General features: G+C 66.7%; 16 protein-coding genes. 7 read left to right on the forward strand and 9 right to left on the reverse strand.

The window, feature by feature from the left end:
• From PSK12I2_RS0117935 to PSK12I2_RS0117950, 4 genes are all read right to left on the reverse strand, one after another.
• The gene (locus PSK12I2_RS0117935) at positions 1–1,236 is read right to left on the reverse strand and encodes an MdtA/MuxA family multidrug efflux RND transporter periplasmic adaptor subunit (RefSeq protein ID WP_027599453.1); all 1,236 of its coding nucleotides are present in this window, start codon (positions 1,234–1,236) and stop codon (positions 1–3) included.
• 159 nt (positions 1,237–1,395) lie between these two features.
• Positions 1,396–1,896: a thiol peroxidase gene (tpx, locus tag PSK12I2_RS0117940; RefSeq protein ID WP_027599454.1), complete on the reverse strand. Its 501-nt coding sequence runs from the start codon at positions 1,894–1,896 to the stop codon at positions 1,396–1,398.
• Positions 1,897–1,975: 79 nt separating this feature from the next.
• Complete coding sequence (locus tag PSK12I2_RS0117945) at positions 1,976–5,668, reverse strand: translocation/assembly module TamB domain-containing protein (protein ID WP_027599455.1); 3,693 nt, start codon at positions 5,666–5,668, stop codon at positions 1,976–1,978.
• Positions 5,665–7,398, reverse strand: coding sequence for an autotransporter assembly complex family protein (locus PSK12I2_RS0117950; protein WP_219860232.1), 1,734 nt, complete (start codon positions 7,396–7,398; stop codon positions 5,665–5,667). Before PSK12I2_RS0117950 ends, PSK12I2_RS0117945 begins: the two co-directional genes overlap by 4 nt.
• Before the next feature lie 121 nt (positions 7,399–7,519).
• Here PSK12I2_RS0117950 and xthA point away from each other — a divergent pair, with 121 nt between their 5' ends.
• Together xthA and PSK12I2_RS0117960 are read left to right on the forward strand one after the other, a co-directional pair.
• Positions 7,520–8,332 (forward strand): exodeoxyribonuclease III, encoded by an 813-nt coding sequence (gene xthA, locus PSK12I2_RS0117955; RefSeq protein ID WP_027599457.1) that lies wholly within the window; start codon positions 7,520–7,522, stop codon positions 8,330–8,332.
• Positions 8,333–8,402: 70 nt separating this feature from the next.
• Positions 8,403–9,758, forward strand: a complete 1,356-nt coding sequence (locus PSK12I2_RS0117960; protein WP_084222115.1) for a substrate-binding domain-containing protein — start codon at positions 8,403–8,405, stop codon at positions 9,756–9,758.
• Positions 9,759–9,995: 237 nt separating this feature from the next.
• Here the strand turns inward: PSK12I2_RS0117960 and PSK12I2_RS0117965 are convergent, their stop codons facing one another.
• On the reverse strand, positions 9,996–10,406 hold the full coding sequence (locus PSK12I2_RS0117965; protein WP_256203999.1) for a DUF192 domain-containing protein: 411 nt from the start codon (positions 10,404–10,406) through the stop codon (positions 9,996–9,998).
• A 136-nt stretch (positions 10,407–10,542) separates the two neighbouring features.
• On the opposite strand from PSK12I2_RS0117965, the gene PSK12I2_RS0117970 reads away from it, so the two are divergent.
• A complete protein-coding gene (locus tag PSK12I2_RS0117970; RefSeq protein WP_027599460.1) occupies positions 10,543–11,751 on the forward strand; it encodes an MFS transporter in 1,209 nt (402 codons plus the stop codon).
• Positions 11,748–12,956, forward strand: coding sequence for an MFS transporter (locus tag PSK12I2_RS0117975; protein ID WP_027599461.1), 1,209 nt, complete (start codon positions 11,748–11,750; stop codon positions 12,954–12,956). The genes PSK12I2_RS0117970 and PSK12I2_RS0117975 overlap by 4 nt, the downstream gene beginning before the upstream one ends.
• Positions 12,957–12,980: 24 nt before the next feature.
• On the opposite strand, the gene PSK12I2_RS0117980 is transcribed toward PSK12I2_RS0117975, so the two are convergent.
• Positions 12,981–13,175, reverse strand: coding sequence for a hypothetical protein (locus tag PSK12I2_RS0117980; RefSeq protein ID WP_027599462.1), 195 nt, complete (start codon positions 13,173–13,175; stop codon positions 12,981–12,983).
• Between the two features lie 253 nt (positions 13,176–13,428).
• On the opposite strand from PSK12I2_RS0117980, the gene PSK12I2_RS0117985 reads away from it, so the two are divergent.
• From PSK12I2_RS0117985 to mqo, 3 genes are all read left to right on the forward strand, one after another.
• Complete coding sequence (locus PSK12I2_RS0117985) at positions 13,429–13,845, forward strand: response regulator (protein WP_027599463.1); 417 nt, start codon at positions 13,429–13,431, stop codon at positions 13,843–13,845.
• A 239-nt stretch (positions 13,846–14,084) separates the two neighbouring features.
• On the forward strand, positions 14,085–15,674 hold the full coding sequence (locus PSK12I2_RS0117990; RefSeq protein ID WP_027599464.1) for an ABC-F family ATPase: 1,590 nt from the start codon (positions 14,085–14,087) through the stop codon (positions 15,672–15,674).
• Positions 15,675–16,128: 454 nt separating this feature from the next.
• Complete coding sequence (mqo, locus tag PSK12I2_RS0117995) at positions 16,129–17,625, forward strand: malate dehydrogenase (quinone) (RefSeq protein WP_027599465.1); 1,497 nt, start codon at positions 16,129–16,131, stop codon at positions 17,623–17,625.
• Positions 17,626–17,743: 118 nt separating this feature from the next.
• On the opposite strand, the gene PSK12I2_RS0118000 is transcribed toward mqo, so the two are convergent.
• Genes PSK12I2_RS0118000 through PSK12I2_RS0118010 form a run of 3 tightly spaced genes read right to left on the reverse strand, consistent with a single transcriptional unit; the run spans position 17,744 to position 20,948 of the window.
• Positions 17,744–19,555, reverse strand: a complete 1,812-nt coding sequence (locus PSK12I2_RS0118000; protein WP_051398754.1) for a gamma-glutamyltransferase family protein — start codon at positions 19,553–19,555, stop codon at positions 17,744–17,746.
• A 59-nt stretch (positions 19,556–19,614) separates the two neighbouring features.
• The gene (locus tag PSK12I2_RS0118005; RefSeq protein ID WP_027599467.1) at positions 19,615–20,115 is read right to left on the reverse strand and encodes a DUF1294 domain-containing protein; all 501 of its coding nucleotides are present in this window, start codon (positions 20,113–20,115) and stop codon (positions 19,615–19,617) included.
• On the reverse strand, positions 20,112–20,948 hold the full coding sequence (locus PSK12I2_RS0118010) for an undecaprenyl-diphosphate phosphatase (RefSeq protein WP_027599468.1): 837 nt from the start codon (positions 20,946–20,948) through the stop codon (positions 20,112–20,114). The genes PSK12I2_RS0118005 and PSK12I2_RS0118010 overlap by 4 nt, the downstream gene beginning before the upstream one ends.
• Between the last annotated feature and the right edge of the window lie 128 nt (positions 20,949–21,076).

Genomic DNA, 21,076 nt, shown 5'->3' on the forward strand with positions numbered 1-21,076 from the left:
TCAGCCCTGGGTCTTGCCGGGCTTGCGTACCGCCGGCTTGGCTGGTTCGCTGGGCGCCGCCGAGGCCCCGGTGACCACCTCCACCTCGTTGCCCTCGCGCAGGCGATCGGTGCCTTCGGTCACCACCCGGTCACCGGCGGCCAGGCCCTCGGTGACCACGGTCAGGCTGCCGTCATCCGGCCCCAGCTTGAGGCTGCGCACCTGGATCTTGTTGTCGGCCCCGACCACGTAGGCGAAGGTGCCATTGGAGCCGAACTGGATGGAGGCCGAAGGCACCACAAGGGCCTGTTCCAGCACCTGTTCACGCACGCGCACGGTCACGAACTGGTTGGGGAACAGCGCCTCGTCGCCGTTGGCGAAACGGGCGCGGAACTTGAGGGTGCCGGTGGCGGTGTCGATCTGGTTGTCGAAGCTCTGCAGGGTGCCGTCGGCGACCTTGCGCGAACCGCCGCGATCCCAGGCTTCGACTGGCAGGGTCTGGCCGGCGCGGGCACGCTTGAGCAATTCGCCCAGCTGGCTTTCCGGCAGGGTGAAGACCACCGAGATCGGCTGGGTCTGGGTGATCACGGCCACCACGGTGCTGTCGTTGGCGGACAGCAGGTTGCCGCCGTCCAGCTGGCGCAGGCCGACGCGCCCGGCGATGGGCGCCTTGATCTGGGTGAAGGCCAGATTCAGCTTGGCATCGGCCACCGCCGCCTGGCTGTTCTTGAGGGTGCCGCGGTACTGGTTGACCAAGGCTTCCTGGGTATCCAGGGTCTGCCTGGCGATGCTGTCTTCGCGGAACAGCCCTTGGTAGCGCTTGAGGTCCAGCTCGGCATTGCGCAGCTGCGCCTGGTTCTGCTGCAGGGTGCCCTCGGCCTGCTGCAGGGCCACTTCATAGGGACGCGGATCTATGCTGGCCAGCAACTCGCCGGCCTTGACCTTCTGGCCCTCCTCGAAGGCCACCCGCACCAGTTCGCCAGCGACCCGGGTGCGCACATTGACGGTGTTGAGCGCCGTCACTGTGCCGATGGACTTGCGCACGATGGGAAAGCTGCGCTGCTCCACCGCCACCACCCGTACCGGCGTGGGGCCGGTCATGCCGAAGGGCGAACGCGCGCCCTTGCCGCCAGCGGCCTCGTTCTTCTGGCCGTGCTGGTGATACCAATACCAGCCGCCCGCAGCCACCAGCACCACGAGGACGAGCAGCCACACCAGTCGGCGACGGGAGGAAGAGCTAGGCGAAGAGTCGGACATCGGAAGATACGTACACGCTGGGAAAGGCGGAAGATAAGCAGTAGCGAGACGGCTAACCAGCCCCTTTACCGCGATTTTACCTAAAGCAAAACGGGCAGACACAAAAGGCGCCTGCCCGTTTCGAAACGCCCACCGCGCAGAGCGGTGGGTTGGCGGCGATCAGCCGAGAACGGCGAGTGCGGCCGCGTAGTCCGGCTCCTGGCCGATCTCGGGGACCAGCTCGCTGTGCAGCACCTTGTCCTGCTCGTCCAGCACCACCACGGCGCGGGCGGCCAGGCCCTGCAGCGGACCGCTGGCCAGGGCGACGCCATAGTTCTGCAGGAATTCGGCACCGCGCAGGGTGGAGAGGTTCACCACCTTTTCCAGGCCTTCGGCGCCGCAGAAACGCTTCTGGGCGAACGGCAGGTCGGCGGAGATACACAGCACCACGGTGTTATCCAGCTTGTCGACTTCGCTGTTGAACTTGCGCACCGAGGTGGCGCAGGTCGGGGTATCGACGCTGGGGAAGATGTTGAGCACCTTGCGCTTGCCGGCGAGGCTGGCCAAGGTAATGTCCTGCAGATCACCGTTGACCAGGCTGAACGCCGGGGCCTGCTGGCCGACCTGCGGCAGGTTGCCCTGCACCTCGACCGGGTTGCCACGCAAATTGACGGTTGCCATGAACTGCTCCTTTCTCATGAGACGGGACAGGGAGTAAACACGTTTTCCGCACCCGATCAAAGCGTTACGCGTCCTTGCGTCAAAAATCGCGGCGATAGAAGAAATCCAGGGAGTTGGCCAGACCGCTGGCGATCTCTAGATAGAGCCGGCGGGTGAGCTGGTAGCGCAGGGCGACGGTGTTGGCCGAATCGAACACCCCTACCCCATAACGCACCGACAGCCTGTCGGTGAGATTGCCCGAGGCGACCACGCTGGTCTTGTCCCCCGAACCGGCGGTATCCAGCTGGAAGTTCTGGATACCCAATCGCTGCGCCAGGGCGCCGGCGGTGCCGGAGCTGCCGGCCAGGCCGAGGGCCAGTGCCGCCTGACCCAGCACGTTGTTGTCCCCTTCGCTGCCGCTGGAAAGCGGGCGTCCCAGCACCAGGTAGGCCAGCGCCTGCTCCTGGCTCATGCTGGGTTCGGAGAACACCTCGATGCGCGGCTGCTGGGCGAAACCCGAAAGCCGCAGGCCGGCGGTGACGTTCTGCTCCTGCACCACCCGCACGGCTTCCACATCGATATAGGGCTGGGCGATGGGCCCCTGGAAGAACAGCCGTGCGCGTCTCATGGTGAGGCGCTGACCATAGGCGTTGTAGCGACCGTTGCGCAGGTTCAACTCGCCGCGGGTGTCGAGGTTGTCGCCGATGTGCACCTTGCCAACGATTTCGGCGGACAGGCCGAAGGCATCGAAGGTGAGCTTGTCGGATCCGACCAGCACATCGACGTCCATGGCGATCTGCATCGCCGGCTGCTTGGCCGGAGCCTCCTGGCCGACGATGACGGCATCGTCCGACACCTTGACCGTGGATGGCGGCAGCTGCTGCACCTGGATGCGCCCGCGCGGCACCCGCACCTCGCCGGCCAGGGCCAGGCGGCCGTCCTTCATCAGGATCTTGAGATCGGGCGCCACTTCCAGCTGCGCATAGGGCTCGACATTGACCGGCAGCTTGTCGCCGGTGACCGCCACATTGACGTCCAAGCCGTTGGCCCAGCCGACGCTGCCCCGGATCTGGCCGCGCCCCTGGGTGCCGCTGCGCCAGCCGCCGTCGAGCAGCGCGGTGTCGCCCTGGATGCGGGCGGTCAGGCCGAGGTCCTGCAGGCGCGTCGGCACGCTGCCGCCGCCGATGTCGCCCCCGCTGAGCTGGATCTGGCCGTTGACCCTCGGTTGCAGCAGGGTGCCACTCAGCTCGCCGGCACCGTTGATCTTTCCTTCGAGGTGTTCGATGCCTTCGACGAAGGCCTTGCCGAGGGCCAGATTCAGGCCCTGCAACTGGAAGCGACCGGCCAGCGCCTGGTTCGGATCGCGGGGATCCAGCCGCGCCTGGATATCCAGCCGGCCAAGGTCGGCACTGGTCAGGCGCACCTGGGTGTCCACCTGCTGCGGCTTCAGGGCGCTGGTGACGTCCAGGCTGTCGTAGCTGAAGGTCTGCCACTGGCCAGCGGCGTCGCGCAGCTTGAGGCTGCCACGACCGGCCTGGAGACGGATCTCGCCATCGGGTCCGGCCTTGGGCAGGCGCAGGTCGACGTCGCCATCGAGGGTGCCCTGCCAGGCCAGTTCCGGGGGCAGCAGCGGTTGCAGACTGGCGAGCGGGAAGGCGCGCAGGTGCCAGGCGAGACGGGTGTCGGGCAGCAGTTGCTGATCGTCGCCACAGAGGCTGGCCGCGCCGGACCGCCAGCAGTGCCGGCCCAGTTCCAGACGCCCGTTGGCCAGGCGCTCGATGCGCGCGGGGCTTTGCAGGGTCCAGTTCTGGCCACTGGCGGCAACCGAGCCGCGGGCCAGTTGGCCTTTCCAGTCACCGTTGTCGGCCAGGGTACCGCCGGCCGTGAGCGCCAGGTTGACCTGTGGCCCCTTGAGCGACAGCTCGGCCTGCTGCTGGCGGCGATCGCCCTGCCCCTGCAGGCGCAGGACGCCGAAATCGCGCCCGGCCGCCTGCAGACCCTGGGCAGTCAGCTCCAGGTTGCCGCGCTGGCGGTCATCCAGGGTCGCCGCCAGCGCCAGGCTGCTCATGCGGTTGTCGGCATAGGCGAGCTGGCGCCCGTCGAGGCGCAGCTGGCCAGCCGGCGCCTTGAGGGTGCCGGCCAGATCCAGGCGGCCCTGGACGCTGCCGGACAGATCGGGCCAGAGCTGGCCGAGGCGTCGCAGATCCAGTTGCAGCTGGCCCTGCAGCCGTTGATCGAGGGCGCCCTGCCCCTGGATGCGGTTGTCACCCAGGCGGATGTCCAGCTGCGAGACCTGCCACTGCTCGCCGGCGCCCTTGGCCTTGGCGGCCAGCACGGCCGGCTGGTTGCGCAGCCGACCCTTGAGGTCCAGGTCGGCATCCAGCTGCAGGCGGCCATCCTTGAAGGCACCGGAACTACGCAGCGGACCGGCCAGGCTGCCGGGCAGCTGGGCGACCCAAAAGGCCGGATCCAGGCGGCTCAGATCCAGGGCCACCTGCCAGCTCACGCCCTCGGCGAAGCCCAGGTTGACCTTGCCCTGCGCCCGCCCCTGGCCGGCTTGCAGGTCCAGCGAGGGCAGATTGAGCTGGGTGGTATCGCCGCTGAAGGGGGTGGCCAGGGTGAAGGCGCCGGCCGGACCGGTCGCCGCAGCCTTGAGATTGCCCAGGTAGGCACCATCCCTATAGGCCACCTCGCCCTGCAGACGCTGCAGACTTACCGGGGGCTCCGCCATGGGATACAGCCGGCGCCAGGGAAAGTCGCGCCAATCCAGGGTGGCGTCGGCGGCGAGCCCCTGCTGCCAGTCGATCTGGCCAGCCAGCGCCACACGCTGCTCGGGCGCGGCCTGGAGGCGCAAGGCCGAGATCCGCGCGCCCTTGGCATCGACGCGACCCTCCAGATTCAGGTCCACCGGACCGCCCTCGCCCGGCAGTTTCGCCTGGCCGACCAGGGCGTAGCCCACAGCCAGATCGCCTCGCGCGGTCAGCTTGAGGTCGTTCAGCCGCAGGGTATCGGGCAGGCTGGCGGCCGCCTTGAAGCCATCGGCCACCAGTTGCAGATCGGCCGGGACGTTGTCCACCAGCGGCTGCACCGTGCCGGTCAGGCGGCCGGGCAGATAGCCGCTGCTGTCGGCCTCCAGCTGCAAGGTCTTCTGCAAGTCGCCGTTCAGCTTGAGCGCCAGCAACCAGGGCGCGGCCTCCGGCGCAGGCAGGCCGAGGGTGCCCTGCAACTGCAGCGGCCAGGCGCCGCTGGGCTGCAACCGGCCGTGGGTATCCAGGGTGATGCCGTGCGCCATGCCGGCCAGGCGCTCGATGGCTATCCCATCAGCCTGCCAGCGGGCTTGGAGCTCCAGGTCGCGGGCCTGTTCGGCGTCGTTGTAGCGGATCTCGCCGATCCGTACCTCACCTAGCTGCACCCCCAACGGCAAGCCGAGGCTGGGCAACTGGATGGGCCCGCTCTTCTCCGGCGCCGGCTCCGGAGTGGGCGCCTGCTCGATGGCGACGCGCGAGGCGACCAGGGTATCGATGCACAGCTGCAGCCTGAGCAGGCAGGCGGGTCGCCAGGCGAATTCGGGTGCCTCGACCGTCACCCGAGTGGCGCCCCCCTCCCAGACCAGCTGCCGGGCCTGCCAATGGCCACCCAGGCGCCCCTGGAAGTCGGTCAGGGTCAGACCCGGCACCCGTTCCAGCACCAGCCGGCTGACGCTGGCGTTGCCCAGCACCAGGGCGAGAAGGAGGATCATAGCGCCCAGCAGGGCCGCCAGTACGCCGAGGATGACACCGCCTAACGACTTCACAGCTCAGGTCCTATGGAAAAGTGCAGGCGAATACCGCCGGGTTCGTCGAGACCGTGCGCCAGGTCGACGCGGATCGGACCAACCGGCGAGACCCAACGCACGCCCACACCGACGCTGGTCTTGAGCTCGTAGTTGTTGAGGTCGTTGAAGGCGCTGCCCTGGTCGATGAAGGTGGCCAGCCGCCACTTGTCGCGCAGGGGATACTGGTATTCGACCCCACCGGCGACCAGGTAGCGACCGCCCACGTAGTCGCCTTCGTCGTTTTCCGGCGACAGGGTCTGGTAGTCGTAGCCGCGAACGCTCTGGTCACCGCCGGCGAAGAAGCGCAGCGATGGCGGGACCTTGTTGTAGCCATTGGTGAAGTTGCCGCCCAGCTGCAGGCGTCCGAGGAAGCGGTGCCCGTCGCCCACCGTGATCAGGCCACGGGCCAGCGCCGTGGTGTGGATCATGTTGGCATCCGAGAGCAACCCCTCCTTCGCCGCCGAGACGCCGAATTGCAGGCGATAGCCGCGATTGGGGTCGATGCGGTTGTCGCTGCGCAGCAGGGAGAAATCCACCCCAGGCATCACCAGGTTGGAGGTGCCCTCATCGTCGCCCAGCCGATAGCTTTCGTTGCGCCACTTGAGCGAGAGCACCCGCTCCCAGCCGTTGGGAAACTTGCGATGCCACTCGGGACCCACGGTCAGCAACTGGCTGAGGGAGTCGTCGTTGGCGATCTGCTCGTACTGGTAGCCGCCGGCGAAGCGGAACTTGTCGTTGATCGGGTCCTGCCCGGGAATGTCGTACCAGGTGGCGATGCTCTGGCGTGGCGCCGACAACTCGGCCTCGGCGCCCAGGCTGTGGCCCTGGGGATTGAGCCAGTGATTTTCCCAGGTGAATCTCAGCCGCGGACCGACATCGGTGGAGTAGCCGGGGCCGAAACCGAAGGTGCGCGGCTTGCGCGTGCGTAGGGTGACCGTCACCGGCACCTCGGCGGCGCCATCCTGCTTGGGATAGGTATCGAGCCGCGCCCCATCGAAGAAGCCGCTGGCCAACAGATTGCTCTGGAAGTCGGCGATCAGCTCGGAATCGTAGGGCGTCCCCTGGGCGAAGGGCACCATGCGCTGAAGCAGATCGGGATCGAAGGGCGCATCCCCTTCGAAGGACACCTTGCCGAGGACGAAACGCGGCCCGCTGTCGAACACCAGGGCGATGTCGGCAAATCCGGTAGCGGGATCGATCCGCAGCTGGTGCTGGGTAAAGGTGCCGCGAAAGAAACCATACCGTTGCGCCTGATTCTGGATCAGGCTCTTGGCGTCTTCGTAGAGGCCCTGGTTCAGCGGCTGGCCCGCCTTGAGTCCGGCCGGTATCGGCTGGCGAAAGGCGCGCAACTCGCGCGCCGGCCCTTCGATACGGATATCCACGTTGCGCAGCCTGACCGGCTCGCCGGGGCGTACCTCGACCACCAGCCGTGGCGTCTCCCCCGGCTCGACGCGGGTCTCGATCTGCGCATGGTAGTAGCCGAGTGCCTGGGCTGCCTGCTCGGCCTGCCGCTCCGTCGCCGGGCGTAGGCGTTGCAACCCGGCGACATCGCGCCCTTCGACGGAGCCGATATAGGCCTGGATGTTGTCTCGCAAGGCGTTATTGGCAGGCTGGACGCGAACGCTGACTTCGGCGGGTGCCGCCCAGGCCACGCCGTGCAGACAACAAATTCCAATCAGGGCGCGGCGTAGAGCGTTCGGCTTATTCATACAGGGATGCTAACGGGCGTTGCGCTGTGAGACAAACGGGAGTGGCCAGGGTTCGCCCGCCTGCCGCTTCGGCGACAGGCTTTCTGCTAGGCTAGGGCCATCCACCTTTAGAGAGGGCGTCATGAAGGTAGTTTGCTTCAATATCAATGGCTTGCGCGCAAGACCTCATCAACTTTCTGCCATCATCGAACGCTATGAGCCGGATGTGATCGGACTGCAGGAAACCAAGGTCTCGGATGACCAGTTTCCCCGGGCCGAGGTCGAGGCCCTGGGTTATCACGTGCACTACCATGGCCAGAAGGGTCATTACGGCGTGGCCCTGCTGTCGCGCCTGGCGCCCCTGGAGTTGCACAAGGGCTTTCCCGGCGATGGCGAAGAGTCCCAGAAGAGATTCATCTATGGCGTCTTCGCCGACCGCCAGGGTCAGCCGCTGGTGGTCATGAACGGCTATTTCCCCCAAGGCGAGAACATCGCCCATCCGACAAAATTCCCTGGCAAGAGGAAGTTCTACGCGGATCTTCAGAATCTACTTGAAGAGCGCTTCTCGCCGGACACGCCCTTGCTGCTGATGGGCGACTTCAATATCTCGGCCCAGGATCTTGATATTGGCATCGGCGCCGCCAATGCCAAGCGCTGGCTGCGGACCGGCGCCTGCAGCTTTCAACCGGAAGAACGCGAATGGATGCAGCGGCTGCTGGGCTGGGGCCTGCTCGACAGCTATCGCCATCTGCATCCCGAAGTCGACGATCGCTTCAGCTGGTTCCCCTATCGCAGTCGCGGTTTCGAGGACGAACCCAAGCGCGGCCTGCGCATCGACACCATCCTCGCTTCGCGGGCCTTGCGCGAGCGCATCGTCTCCGCCGGGGTGGACTACGAGATCCGCGGCATGGAGAAACCCTCCGACCATGCGCCGATCTGGCTGGAATTGGCGTGAGCGGCTGTCACATCGACGTCATGCGGCATGCCTAAGGTGTCGGCCTCGCCTTTAGGCTCGAGGCCGACCCATGAATTGCTCCGCCCCGGTATTCCGCCGCGCCTTTCTGCGGCGAGCGGTGCTCGCGACCCTGCTTCCACTGCTGCCCTCACCCCTGTTGGCCAGCGAATCCACGAACATCCTCCTGCGCCTGCAGGGCTCCAACACCATCAATGCCCGGCTCGGACCACGTCTGGTCGCGGCCCTGCTCGCCGAACGCAACTATCGGGATCCACAGGTGGTGCCCACCGCCGTCATGGACGAATGGCAACTGATGGCCCGAGCCCCGCAGGGCAATACCGTGGCCGTGCAGATCGCGGCCCATGGCTCCAGTACCGGCTTTACCGCCCTGGCCGCGGGCGCGACCGATCTCGCCGCGGCCTCGCGCCCCATCACCGATAGCGAAGTGAGTGCCCTGGCCAATCTGGGTGACCTGCGCAGCAAGGAGGCGGAATACGTCATCGGCCTGGATGGTCTGGCGATCATCGTGCATCCCGGCAATCCGCTGCGGGAACTCGATCTGCAGCAATTGGCGCAGGTCTTCTCCGGCGACGTTGGCGACTGGCAGCAACTGGGCGGCACGCCCGGCCCGATCCGGATCTATGCGCGGGATGACCGCTCGGGTACCTACGACACCTTTCGCGAGCTGGTCCTGAATCCGGCCGGCAAACGCCTGAGCGCCGCCGCCCGGCGCTTCGAGTCCAACGAAGAATTGGCGCAGCGGGTGGCCGACGACCCCGCCGGCATAGGCTTCACCAGCCTGGCGGCGGCTGCCGGGTCGCCAAAGCTCGCCCTGCGCGACGGTGAAGGCCGCGCCATCGCGCCCAGCGAAGCCAGCATCGCCACCGAAGACTATCCGCTCGCCCGCCGCCTCTTCCTCTATGCGCCGCCGGCTCAGCGTTCGGACTGGACGCGGAGCCTGCTGGAATTCAGCCAGACCCCGGCGGGCCAGGCGGTGGTGCAGCAAAGCGGCTTCGTCGCCCAGCGCATCGAGCCTCTGACCATAGGCGACACCCGCGGCATGCCGCCCGCCTACAGCGAGCTGGCGCGCCGGGCGCAGCGCCTCACGGTCAACTTCCGCTTCACCGCCGGCAGCGCACGTCTGGACAACAAGGCGCTGCGTGATGTCGAGCGGCTGGCCGCCTTCATGCGCCAGCCCGAGAACGCCAACCGGCAGCTGATCCTGGTGGGCTTCAACGACGCCACCGAAGATCCGGCACGGGCATCTCTGCTGGCGCGTCTGCGGGCCACCGCGGTGGCCACGGCGCTGCGCCATCAGCAGGCCTTCGCCAGCGAAGTGCTCTCCCTGGGCGACCAGTTGCCGGTTGCCGGACTGTCAGCCAATGGCCGGATCAAGAACCGGCGTGTCGAGGCCTGGATCCATTAGCGATCGCCTGGCTGATTTTTTGGCGGGAAACGGTATGAAGCAACGGACGGCGTCATCGCCTTCGTGGGCAGTGGGCAGTTGCCGAGTCACCTGGATACAGATGCCGACTGCGTTTCGAGCGCTACCCTGTACTTAAAGTGATTTCTCACAAAGTACCTAGACTCAACACTAAAACAATCTCTCAAGCTAATGTTTTTGAATGACTTTTAAATAATAAAAGACTTCAATTACACGCGCTCACCGGGATGCACGCGCCACTCCTTCCAATCCCTGTACGGATTCGCCCGGCTTGATCCCGCGCGCCGCAAACCAGCCGGCCTGGGTCTCCAGCGCATAGCGCGCCGGCGCCCTCGAGCAGTGCCGGGTATCGGTCAGCGGCTGCATCTCGACCGTGTTGAGGATCCTGCCGCTGGCATCGATGAAGGCGGCGGCCAGCGCGCTGGGGGTATCGCGCATCCACAGGCAGCGCTCGTCATCCCCGGCGAAGACGAACAGCATGCCCTCGCGAGCAGCCAGTGGCGGTCGCCCCATCAATCCCTGGGCCCGTTGCGCCGGTGTCGCCGCCACCTCGACGGCCAGGCGCTGCCCACCGATGCGCAGTTCGATCCGCTCCGCCGCCCAGCCGGGCAAGGCCACCCACGCGGCCAACAGCAGCAGACCACCCCAGCCAGTGCCTGGCGCCCGCTTCGCTCCCTCTCGAGCGTGGACAAAAAATGTCATCGCATGTGACCTTTACCGGACGAAAGCAATCTATCCCACATTGTCAGACAACCTCTCGAGTCCGATGTCGACCGCCAGCCTACCGCCCGCACCCTCACCCGCTCTGGCCACCCGCATCACCCTGGGTACGGTGCTCTTCACCTTTATCGCCTACCTTACCATCGGCATTCCCCTGGCCGTGCTGCCGGGCTATGTGCACGACCAGCTGGGCTTCAACTCCATCATCGCCGGCCTGGTGATCAGCAGTCAGTACCTGGCGACGCTGTTCTCGCGCTCCCATGCCGGCCGCATCATCGACACCGTCGGCGCCAAGCAGTCGGTGCTCTACGGCATGCTCGGCTGCGGGCTCAGCGGCGTGCTGATGCTGGCGTCGGTGCTCTTGCAGGCCTGGCCCTGGGTCAGCCTCGTCGCCCTGCTGCTCGGCCGACTGGTGCTGGGCTGCGCCGAAAGCCTTTCGGGGACCGGCGCCATCTCCTGGGCGATCGGTCGGGTCGGTCCGACCAACACCGCCAAGGTGATCTCCTGGAACGGCGTCGCGAGCTATGGCGCCCTGGCCATAGGCGCGCCGCTGGGCGTAGTGCTGGTGGATACCCTGGGGCTGTGGATCATGGGTGTCAGCATCATCGGCCTGGCCGCCCTGGGCTATCGCATCGCCAAGCCCCGCCCGCCCATCGTCCCGGTCCGCGGCGAGCGCCTGCCCTTCACCACGGTGCTGGGCCGGGTCCTGCCCTTCGGGCTCGGCCTGGCGCTGGGCGGCATCGGCTTCGGCACCCTGGCAACCTTCATCACCCTCTATTACGCCAGTCAGGGCTGGAGCGGCGCGGCCCTGTGCCTGACCGTGTTCGGTTCCTTCTTCATCGGGGTACGCCTGGTCTGCGCCAACGCCATCAATCGCCACGGTGGCTTTCGTGTCGCCATCGTCAGCCTGGCGGTGGAAGCCGTCGGCCTGGCCGTCCTCTGGCTGGCCCCCAGCGTGACCACTGCCCTGGTAGGGGCAGCGCTCACCGGCATCGGTTTCTCGCTGGTGTTCCCGGCGCTGGCCGTGGAGGCGGTGCAGCGGGTGCCGTCCTCCAACCGGGGCGCCGCCCTGGCCGGCTATTCGGTGTTCATCGACCTCTCCCTGGCGGTGACCGGTCCGCTGATCGGGGCGGTGGCCACCCATTTCGGCTATGCCGCGAGCTTTCTCTGCGCCGCGCTGGCCGCGCTGGCAGGCCTGGCGCTCAGCGTTCGCCTCCTCTGCCGTTTCGACGAGTCCTCTCGAGAACAGCCATGACCACGACCGCCCCAGCCGCCAGCTCCCTCGCCGTCACGCTGCGTATCGTTTCCATCGTCGTCTTCAGCTTTCTGCTGTTCCTGGCGATCGGCCTGCCGCTGGCGATCCTGCCGGGCTACGTGCACGACGATCTCGGCTACGGCTCGGTCATCGCGGGACTGGCGATCAGCATCCAGTACCTCGCCACCCTCTTCACCCGCCCCCTGGCCGGCAAGCTGGCCGACAGCATCGGCGCCAAGCGCGGGGTAATCTACGGCCTTTTCGGTTGCGTCGCCTGTGGCGTGCTCACCCTGCTGGCCACCTCGCTGCAAAGCGTGCCTGGCCTCAGCCTGGGCCTACTGATCGTCGGCAGGATCATTCTCGGCATGTCCCAGGCCATGATAGGCACTGGCTGCCTGAGCTGGGGCATGGGCAGCGTCGGCATGCAGCACGTCAGCAAGGTAATCTCCTGGAATGGCATCGCCGCCTATGGCGCCCTGGCCCTGGGCGCCCCCCTGGGCGTGGCCATGGTCGCGGGTCTGGGCCTGTGGAGCCTGGGCGTGGCTATCGCGCTGCTTGGCGCCCTGGGTCTGGCCCTGGCCTGGAACAAGGAGCCGGCACCGGTGATTCCCGGTGAGCGACTGCCCTTTCACAAGGTGTTCTGGCGCATCAGCCCCTTTGGCCTCTGCCTGCTGCTGAGCTCCATCGGCTTTGGCGCCATCGCCACCTTCGTCACGCTCTACTACGCGAGCAACGGCTGGCCCAATGCCGCCTTTTGCCTGACCGCCTTTGGCGCCGCCTTCATCTGCGCGCGACTGCTGTTCGCCGGCACCATCAACAAGCTGGGTGGTTTTCGGGTCGCCCTGGCCTGTTTCACCGTCGAGACCCTGGGTCTGCTGCTGCTCTGGCTGGCGGTCACGCCGCAGATGGCACTGATCGGCGCGGCCATGGCCGGGTTCGGGCTGTCGCTGGTCTATCCAGCCCTGGGTGTGGAAGCCATCGTCAAGGTTCCCCCGACCAACCGTAGCGCCGCCCTGGGCGCCTATTCGCTGTGCCTGGATCTGGCCCTGGGCATCACCGGTCCACTGGCCGGCGCTATCGCCAATGGCTTCGGCTTCAGCGCCATTTTCCTCTTCGCCGGCCTCATGGCCCTGGCTGGCCTGGGGCTCAGCGCCCTGCTCTATCACCGGGCGCTGCGCGAACGCCCTGACCTGACGCCGGCCTGACCGCAGGTGAAATCGGATGCGCGCCTACAGCGGACCGGGATCCGGAATCGGCGCTGGCGGCTTGGCCGGCTCGGTCAGGTTCTCGACCACTTCGTCGGGGATGTCGGTATCGATCTCCTCGTCAGCCATGTCGGAATCGTTCAGCGGTGCCTGATCGCCACCCAGCCAGAGGGCGAGCGGGGACGTGGTATCGGGCGCCGGAGAAAGAGAAAGGATCATGCCGTGGCTCCTGTGCCGGTCGGTCTCAGAGGTTAGTAGGTCGGCGGCGCCAGATGTTTCATCCTGACGCTTACCGCACGTCGCCCGACTGCCAAGCGGCGTCGACCCCTTGCCAGAGCCTTCGCGCGAGTCAGCTGCCTGGACCTAGAGGCTCATCCCTAAAAAAGCTGAGTGCTGATCCGGGCCATTGGCCAGCAGCCTGGCCCAAGGCTGACTAGACTTCAGGTATTTCTCCACTCCGGACTGCCTGCCTATGGATACGCCGACCCGCTCCGCCAGCACCCCGAATCTGCTCGCCGTCGTGGCCGAGGACGAACTGCTGCTCCAGGCACTGGTCCGCGAGGTCCTCAAGCAGGAAGGCTTCCATGTCGAGACCTTCGGCACTGCCGATGCCGCCCTGCAGTTTCTCGAGCTGCACTGGCAGCAGGTCAATGTGGTGGTGTCGAACGTGCGGATGCCGGGCGTGATCGACGGCGTCCAGTTGGCGAAGATCGTCAGTGAACGCTGGCCCGCAGTGCCCTTCGTACTGATGTCCGGCTACGCCGGTCTGAGAAGTGACATTCCGTCCGGGGTGCCCTTCCTGCACAAGCCGTGGACACTGGATCAGCTGACCGAAGCGATCTGGAGAGTGGTACCCCGGCCTGGCACCCCCGACCCGACCGCCCGCTAGTCCAGCGACACCCGGCCGCCGCCCGCCCCGTACAAAGGACCTCGCAGCTATGACACAATAGGCGGCATGTCGGGCGCCGCCCGCCTTTACCGCAGCCCAGCCAGGCCGCCGCGCATCGTCGCGACCCCTCGACCCTGCCCGCTGGAGCTCTGCCCATCCGATCGAAACGCCCCGCCCAAGCCGCCCGCCGGCTCGGGTCGCAGGCGAGCTCCGGTCTGAAACCCTTACAGGTACCCCCCTTGATCTCCACCGCTAACATCACCATGCAGTTTGGCGCCAAGCCGCTGTTCGAGAACGTATCCGTCAAATTCGGCAATGGCCATCGCTACGGCCTGATCGGCGCCAACGGCTGCGGCAAGTCCACCTTCATGAAGATTCTCGGCGGTGACCTTGAACCCACTGGCGGCCAAGTGATGCTCGAGCCCAACGTGCGCCTGGGCAAGCTGCGCCAGGACCAGTTCGCCTACGAAGATTGCACGGTCATCGATACCGTGATCATGGGCCACGCCGAGCTGGCCAAGGTCAAGGCCGAGCGCGACCGCATCTATTCCCTCCCGGAAATGAGCGAAGACGACGGCATGGCCGTGGCCGAGCTGGAGGTCCAGTTCGCCGAATACGACGGCTACACCGCCGAAGCCCGTGCCGGCGAACTGCTGCTCGGCCTGGGCATCCCCCAGGACCAGCACTTCGGCCCCATGAGCGCCGTCGCCCCCGGTTGGAAGCTGCGCGTGCTGCTGGCCCAGGCGCTCTTCTCCGATCCGGAATTGCTGCTGCTCGACGAACCGACCAACCACCTGGACATCAACACCATCCGCTGGCTGGAAGGCATCCTGGTCGCCCGTAACAGCACCATGATCATCATTTCCCACGATCGCCACTTCCTGAACAGCGTCTGCACCCACATGGCCGACCTGGATTACGGCGAACTGCGCCTGTTCCCCGGCAACTACGACGAGTACATGACCGCGGCCACCCAGGCCCGCGAGCGCCTGCTGTCGGACAACGCCAAGAAGAAGGCCCAGATCGCCGAGCTGCAGCAGTTCGTCAGCCGCTTCTCGGCCAACGCCTCCAAGGCCAAGCAGGCCACCAGCCGGGCGCGTCAGATCGACAAGATCCAGCTGGACGAGGTCAAGCCGTCCAGCCGCGTCAGCCCCTTCATCCGCTTCGAGCAGTACAAGAAGCTGCACCGCCAGGCGGTGACCCTGGAAAACGTCACCCAGGGCTTCGACGGCACCCCGCTGTTCAAGCGTCTCGGCCTGCAGATCGAAGCCGGCGAGCGGGTCGCCATCATCGGCCCCAACGGGATCGGCAAGACCACCCTGCTGCGCACCCTGGTGGGCGAGATGGCGCCGCAGAGCGGCGAGGTGAAGTGGACCGACAGCGCGGACGTGGGCTACTTCGCCCAGGACCACGCCGAGGACTTCGCCGACGACGTCACCCTGTTCGACTGGATGGGTCAGTGGACCCAGGGCGGCGAACAGATGGTACGCGGCACCCTGGGTCGCATGCTGTTCTCCAGCGACGACATCCAGAAGTCGGTCAAGGTCATCTCCGGTGGCGAGCAGGGTCGCATGCTGTTCGGCAAGCTGATCCTGAAGAAGCCCAATGTGCTGGTGATGGATGAACCCACCAATCACCTGGACATGGAATCCATCGAGGCGCTGAACCTGGCGCTGGAAAACTATCCGGGCACCCTGATCTTCGTCAGCCACGACCGCGAATTCGTCTCTTCGCTGGCCACCCGCATCCTCGACATGAGCGAGGCCGGGGTGGTGGATTTCAGCGGCAGCTACGACGACTACCTGCGCAGCCAGGGCATCAACGGCTGAGGCGAGGTTCGTGTAGTGGGTCGCGACACCCACTACACGAATAAAATAGAGGATGCCCTAAGCAGTTACCCTAGGTATCATTTCGCACCGAAACGGGTACTCGACCAGGATCGCCGCGATCATCACCTATCGTTTGCGCCGGGAGACCAGGGGTCTCCTGCCACGTCTCGTAACACGTAGCGCCCCCTTCCGGCACGCTCGACGGGTTCCCTGTCGCATCCTGATCTCCCCGCCTGGTACCGGCCTCCGCCGGTCCGCCAGGACCCTTGCTCCCCACTCAACAAATCAGAACATTGCCGGACGGCCGCTGTCGCAACTGACTGCCATGCCCTACCGGTTGCTCACCCCTGCCCGGCCGTTCGCGGTCAGCCCGGGGTTGCCCAACTCGAGGGCGGGCTCCGACGCCCGCTCTCCCTCAGGTGTAAAGCGAGACACTGTCTCAGGAGTACGATGAATGCACAGTGGTAACGAAGAGTCGGATTTCGTTTTCGTCGGCGCGGGAATCATGAGCGCGACCCTGGCGGTCATGCTCAAGGAACTGGAGCCCACGAGCACCGTCGAGGTGCTCGAACTGCTCGACGTAGGCGCGGCGGAGAGTTCCAACCCCTGGAACAACGCCGGAACCGGCCATGCGGCCCTCTGCGAGCTGAACTACACGCCGGAAAAGGCGGACGGCAGCATCGACATCACCAAGGCCCTCAGCATCAACGGCATGTTCGAGGCCTCCAAGCAGTTCTGGTCCTACCTGGTCGAGGAAGGCCACTTCGGCTCGCCGCGCGCCTTCATCAGCCCGGTGCCGCACATGTCCTTCGTCCATGGCGCCAAGGACATGGCCTTCCTGCGCAAGCGCTACGAGGCCCTCAAGGACCACGCCTGCTTCGACGGCATGGAGTATTCCGAGGATCACGCCAAGCTGCGCGAGTGGATGCCCCTGGTGATGGAAGGCCGGCCGGCCACCGAAGCCGTGGCCGCGACCCATGTGGCCGGGGGTACCGACGTCAACTTCGGCGCCCTGACCATGAGCCTGCTCGGTCACCTGCAGACCCGTCCCGGCACCCAGGTCCGCTACAACCAGAAGGTGGTGGACCTGACCCGCGAGGCCGACCAGCGCTGGCGCCTGACCATCGAGGACAGTCGTTCCGGTGCCACCCGCACCCTGATCGCCAAGTTCGTCTTCCTCGGCGCCGGTGGTGCGGCCCTGCCGCTGCTGCAGAAGTCCGGCATCCCCGAGGGCGCCGGCTACGGTGGCTTCCCGGTGAGCGGCCAGTGGCTGCGCTGCGACGATCCGCACATCGTCGAACGGCACCAGGCCAAGGTCTACGGCCTGGCCGGCGTCAACTCGCCGCCGATGTCGGTCCCGCACCTGGACACCCGGGTGGTGGATGGCAAGAAGTCCCTGCTGTTCGGCCCCTTCGCCGGCTTCACCACCAAGTTCCTCAAGCGCGGCTCCTTCCTCGACCTGCCCAAGTCGATCAAGTCGGGCAACATCGGCCCCATGCTCGCCGTGGCGCGGGACAACATGCCGCTGACCCGCTACCTGGTCGGCCAGGTGCTGCAGTCCTTCGACCAGCGTGTCGAGGAACTGCGGGCCTTCTACCCGGCCGTACGCAAGCAGGATTGGCGCCTGGAAGTGGCGGGTCAGCGCGTGCAGATCATCAAGAAGGACCCGCAGAAAGGCGGCGTGCTGCAATTCGGCACCGAGATCGTCGCCTCCGGCGACGGCACCATCGCCGCGCTGCTGGGCGCGTCCCCGGGTGCCTCCACCTCGGTGTCCATCATGCTGACCCTGGTCGAGCGCTGCTTCCCCAGCCGCTTCCAGAGCGAAGACTGGCAGGCCAAGCTGCGCGCCATGTTCCCGGCCTTCGGTCACAAGCTGGCGGAAGAGCCCGAACTGCTGCGCGAAGTGCGCGAGCGCACCACCCGCGTGCTGCAACTCGACCTGCCGGCCTGACCCCACCAGGATGGCCCACTGGCGTGCCATCCCTGCTCCTGACCTCCCCCCAGCAAAACCGCCCCCTCTCCCCCAGGGAGAGGGCTGGGGTGAAGGGCTATCGGCCTCCGACGCCTGCCTAATCCCCCAGCGCCGCGCCCTCCCGCCGCGGATCGGCGCCGCCCTGCCAACCTGAGCTCATTCGGCGTATCACCTGGATGCCGCTGGTCATCTCGTCTTCGCGTACCTGGTGCCCACGCTGCTCCAGTGCCTGGCGCAAGGCCGGGGTGGTCTCGCCGCGCTCCAGCTCGGTGGGGCCGTTACGGCTGCCGAAATTCGGCAGGCCCGCAGCCGCCTGGGGATCCAGCTGCCAGTCCAGCAAGCCGACCAGGGTCTTGACCACATAGCCGGCAATCTGCGAACCGCCCGGCGAGCCCAGGGCCGCCAGCAGCTCGCCACTCTGGCGGTCGAACACCAGGGTTGGCGACATGGTCGAGCGCGGTCGCTTGCCCGGCTCCACCCGGTTGGCCACCGGCAGGCCCTTCTCCCGCGGCACGAAGGAAAAGTCCGTCAGCTGATTGTTGAGCATGAAGCCCTTCACCATCAGGTGGGAGCCGAAGTAGCTCTCCACCGTGGTGGTCATGGACAGGGCGCCACCCCAGGCATCCGCCGCCACCACCTGGGAGGTGGAGATGCGCAGTGGCGAGCGATCCGGTGCCCAGGCCAGGGTCGGGCCGGGTGGGACCCCCGGCGCGGCCTTGCCCAGGCTGCGCTCACCGACCTGCTGCGCACGACTGGCCAGATACCCGGGATCGAGCAGCCCCTTGACGTTGACCGGCACCAGCTCCGGATCGGCTACGTACTGGGCGCGATCGGCATAGGCCAGGCGCTCGGCCTCGGCGATCAGGTGCACGGCTTCGGGACGCGGCTCCTGGCCCGCCGGCAGCGCGGTCGGCACTGGCCGCAACGGCGCCAGGGCCCAGGCCGGATCGCGGGCCTCCAGGGCCTGGAGAATGCCCAGGGTCTGGGCCACGGTGATGCCGCCGGCGGGCGGTGGCATGCCGCAGACGCGCCAGCGCTGGTAGTCGGTGCACAGCGGCGTGCGCGTCCTGGCGCGATAGCCGGCCAGGTCCTGAAGACTCAGGCTGCCGGGATTGGGGCTCTCCTGCACGGCCCTGGCGATGGCCTGGGCCAGGTCGCCGCGATAGAGCGCTCCGGCGCCCTCCCGGGCGATCACGGCGAGGGTAGCGGCCAATTCCGGGTTGCGCAGCCGGGTGCCCACCGGCTTCACCTGCCCCTGGGCATCCAGATAGAGCGCGGCCATGCCGGGTGACTGCTTGAGGAAGGGGTCGTGGAGCAGCTGGTTATGCAGCCGCGGCGACAACGGGAACCCCTCCCGGGCCAGGCGGATGGCCGGCTCGAACAGCACCTGCCAGGCCAACTTGCCGTGGTCGCGATGCGCCAGCTCCAGGGCGCGCAGCACCCCGGGCACCCCGACCGAACGACCGCCGATCCGTGCCTCCTCGAAGGCCATGGGGCTGCCATCCGGGTGCAGGAAGAGCCTTTCCGTAGCCCCGGCTGGCGCGGTCTCGCGACCGTCGTAGGCCTGGACCTTGCGACCGTCCCAGTAGAGCAGGAAGGCGCCGCCGCCAATCCCGGAAGATTGCGGCTCGACCAGCGTCAGGACGGCCTGCATGGCGATGGCGGCGTCGATGGCCGAGCCGCCCTGGCGCAGGATCTCCCGGCCGGCCTCGGCGGCCAGGGGGTTGGCCGCGGCCGCCATCTGCCGGGTGGCTGCGCTGGCCGTCAGCCCGGGGCGGTAACCGGAACCGGCCTCGGGGGCCGTGGGCAGGGAGGTCTCGCGACCCTGGCTACAGGCGGCCAGGGTCAGGGACAGGAAAAGGGGCGTGAGGATCGACAGAGGGGTTCGCAACGGGGGGCTCCTGGGCAACGGGGGCTTTCGCCCGCCAAGCCTAGCCCATCACCTGCCCCGCCGCCGCCTGTCTGACCTCAGAGCGGCAGGTGACGGTGCAGAAAACCGCCGCAGAGCACATCCAGCCAGAGCAGCTGGTGCAGGGCGACGATGGCGAAGAACACCAGCCGAAAGCTCAGCTTGACGGTCTTGTGGCGAAAGCGCTGCTGGGCGATCAGGGCGCCCGGCCAGCCGCCGAGCAATTCGCCCAGGTGCAGCATGCGCTCCGGCACGCGCCAACCCTTGTCGCGGGCGCGCTGCTTGTCGTGCTTGTAGAGCAGGTAGGTGGCCACGCTGGCCACCAGATAGAGCGGCATCGGCCAGAGCACCCCGCGGCCGAAGGCCAGCGACAGCATGCCCACCAGGGGCAGGATGAAGACGGCGATCTGCAGCAGCGCCAGCATGTCCTGGCGGGCGATGGCGGCGCGCTGCTGATAGGGCGTCAGCGGCGCTGCCCGCTTGGCGGCCTTGGGGGAAGCATTCTGCCCAGACGCACGAGCCGGCTTGCGCCGGCTCTGCTGTTCCTTCTCGGGTTTCACCCGGCCGCCTTGGCCGCGTGCCAGTCGATCCAGCCGAATTGCCAGGTGGCCAGGATCAGCAGTCCGAAGACGATGCGGTACCAGCCGAAGACTTCGTAGCTGTGGTTGCCGATGAACTTCAGCAGGGCCTTGACCGCCAGCATGGCGAAGAGGAAGGAGGTGACGAAGCCGACTCCGAACACCAGGACGTCGCTGGCGGTGAACAGGTGACGGTACTTGTACACGGAGTAGACCGTCGCTCCGACCATGGTCGGCATGGCCAGGAAGAAGGAGAACTCGGTGGCCGCCTTGCGCGACAGGCCGAACAGCAGGCCGCCGATGATGGTGGAACCGGAACGCGAGGTGCCCGGGATCATCGCCAGGCACTGGGCGCAGCCGACCTTGAGGGCGTCATGCCAGCGCATGTCGTCCACCTCTTCCACGCGGATGCGATGGGTACGCTTTTCCGCCCAGATCATGATCACGCCACCGATCACCAGGGCGAAGGCCACGGTGATGGGGTTGAACAGGTATTCGTGGATCAGGTCACCCAGGATCACGCCCAGCACCGCAGCGGGCAGGAAGGCGATGATCAGGTTGCCGGTGAAACGCTGTGCATAGGACTTGCGCGGCAGATCGGTGACGATCTCGAAGACCTTGAAGCGGTATTCCCAGACCACGGCCAGGATGGCCGCCAGCTGGATGATGATATTGAAGGCGATGGCCCTTTCCCCACCGAAGCCGATCAGATCGGCAACGACGATCTGGTGGCCGGTGCTGGAAATGGGCAGAAACTCGGTGATGCCCTCGACGATCCCCAGAATCAGCGCCTGCAAGGCACTCCATAGGTCCATGGTATTACTCCATCCAAGTGAAACATTTGCAGGTAGCCGGAGCTGCAGGCTCCGGCGGCAACGGGGTTCGAACCGTGACGCTCCGCAGGGCATGGCCCTTCGCGGTACCCAAGACAGCACGTGCTGAA

It is taken from the genome of Pseudomonas sp. MOIL14HWK12:I2, from assembly GCF_000510745.1.
Classification (GTDB): domain Bacteria; phylum Pseudomonadota; class Gammaproteobacteria; order Pseudomonadales; family Pseudomonadaceae; genus Chryseomonas; species Chryseomonas oryzihabitans.

Bases quoted from the DNA above. Each gene is read 5' to 3' on its own strand.
- PSK12I2_RS0117935 (WP_027599453.1), bottom strand. From the start codon at position 1,236: ATGTCCGACTCTTCGCCTAGCTCTTCCTCCCGTCGCCGACTGGTGTGG.
- tpx (WP_027599454.1), bottom strand. From the start codon at position 1,896: ATGGCAACCGTCAATTTGCGTGGCAACCCGGTCGAGGTGCAGGGCAAC.
- PSK12I2_RS0117950 (WP_219860232.1), bottom strand. From the start codon at position 7,398: ATGAATAAGCCGAACGCTCTACGCCGCGCCCTGATTGGAATTTGTTGT.
- xthA (WP_027599457.1), top strand. From the start codon at position 7,520: ATGAAGGTAGTTTGCTTCAATATCAATGGCTTGCGCGCAAGACCTCAT.
- PSK12I2_RS0117960 (WP_084222115.1), top strand. From the start codon at position 8,403: ATGAATTGCTCCGCCCCGGTATTCCGCCGCGCCTTTCTGCGGCGAGCG.
- PSK12I2_RS0117970 (WP_027599460.1), top strand. From the start codon at position 10,543: ATGTCGACCGCCAGCCTACCGCCCGCACCCTCACCCGCTCTGGCCACC.
- PSK12I2_RS0117975 (WP_027599461.1), top strand. From the start codon at position 11,748: ATGACCACGACCGCCCCAGCCGCCAGCTCCCTCGCCGTCACGCTGCGT.
- PSK12I2_RS0117980 (WP_027599462.1), bottom strand. From the start codon at position 13,175: ATGATCCTTTCTCTTTCTCCGGCGCCCGATACCACGTCCCCGCTCGCC.
- PSK12I2_RS0117985 (WP_027599463.1), top strand. From the start codon at position 13,429: ATGGATACGCCGACCCGCTCCGCCAGCACCCCGAATCTGCTCGCCGTC.
- mqo (WP_027599465.1), top strand. From the start codon at position 16,129: ATGCACAGTGGTAACGAAGAGTCGGATTTCGTTTTCGTCGGCGCGGGA.
- PSK12I2_RS0118010 (WP_027599468.1), bottom strand. From the start codon at position 20,948: ATGGACCTATGGAGTGCCTTGCAGGCGCTGATTCTGGGGATCGTCGAG.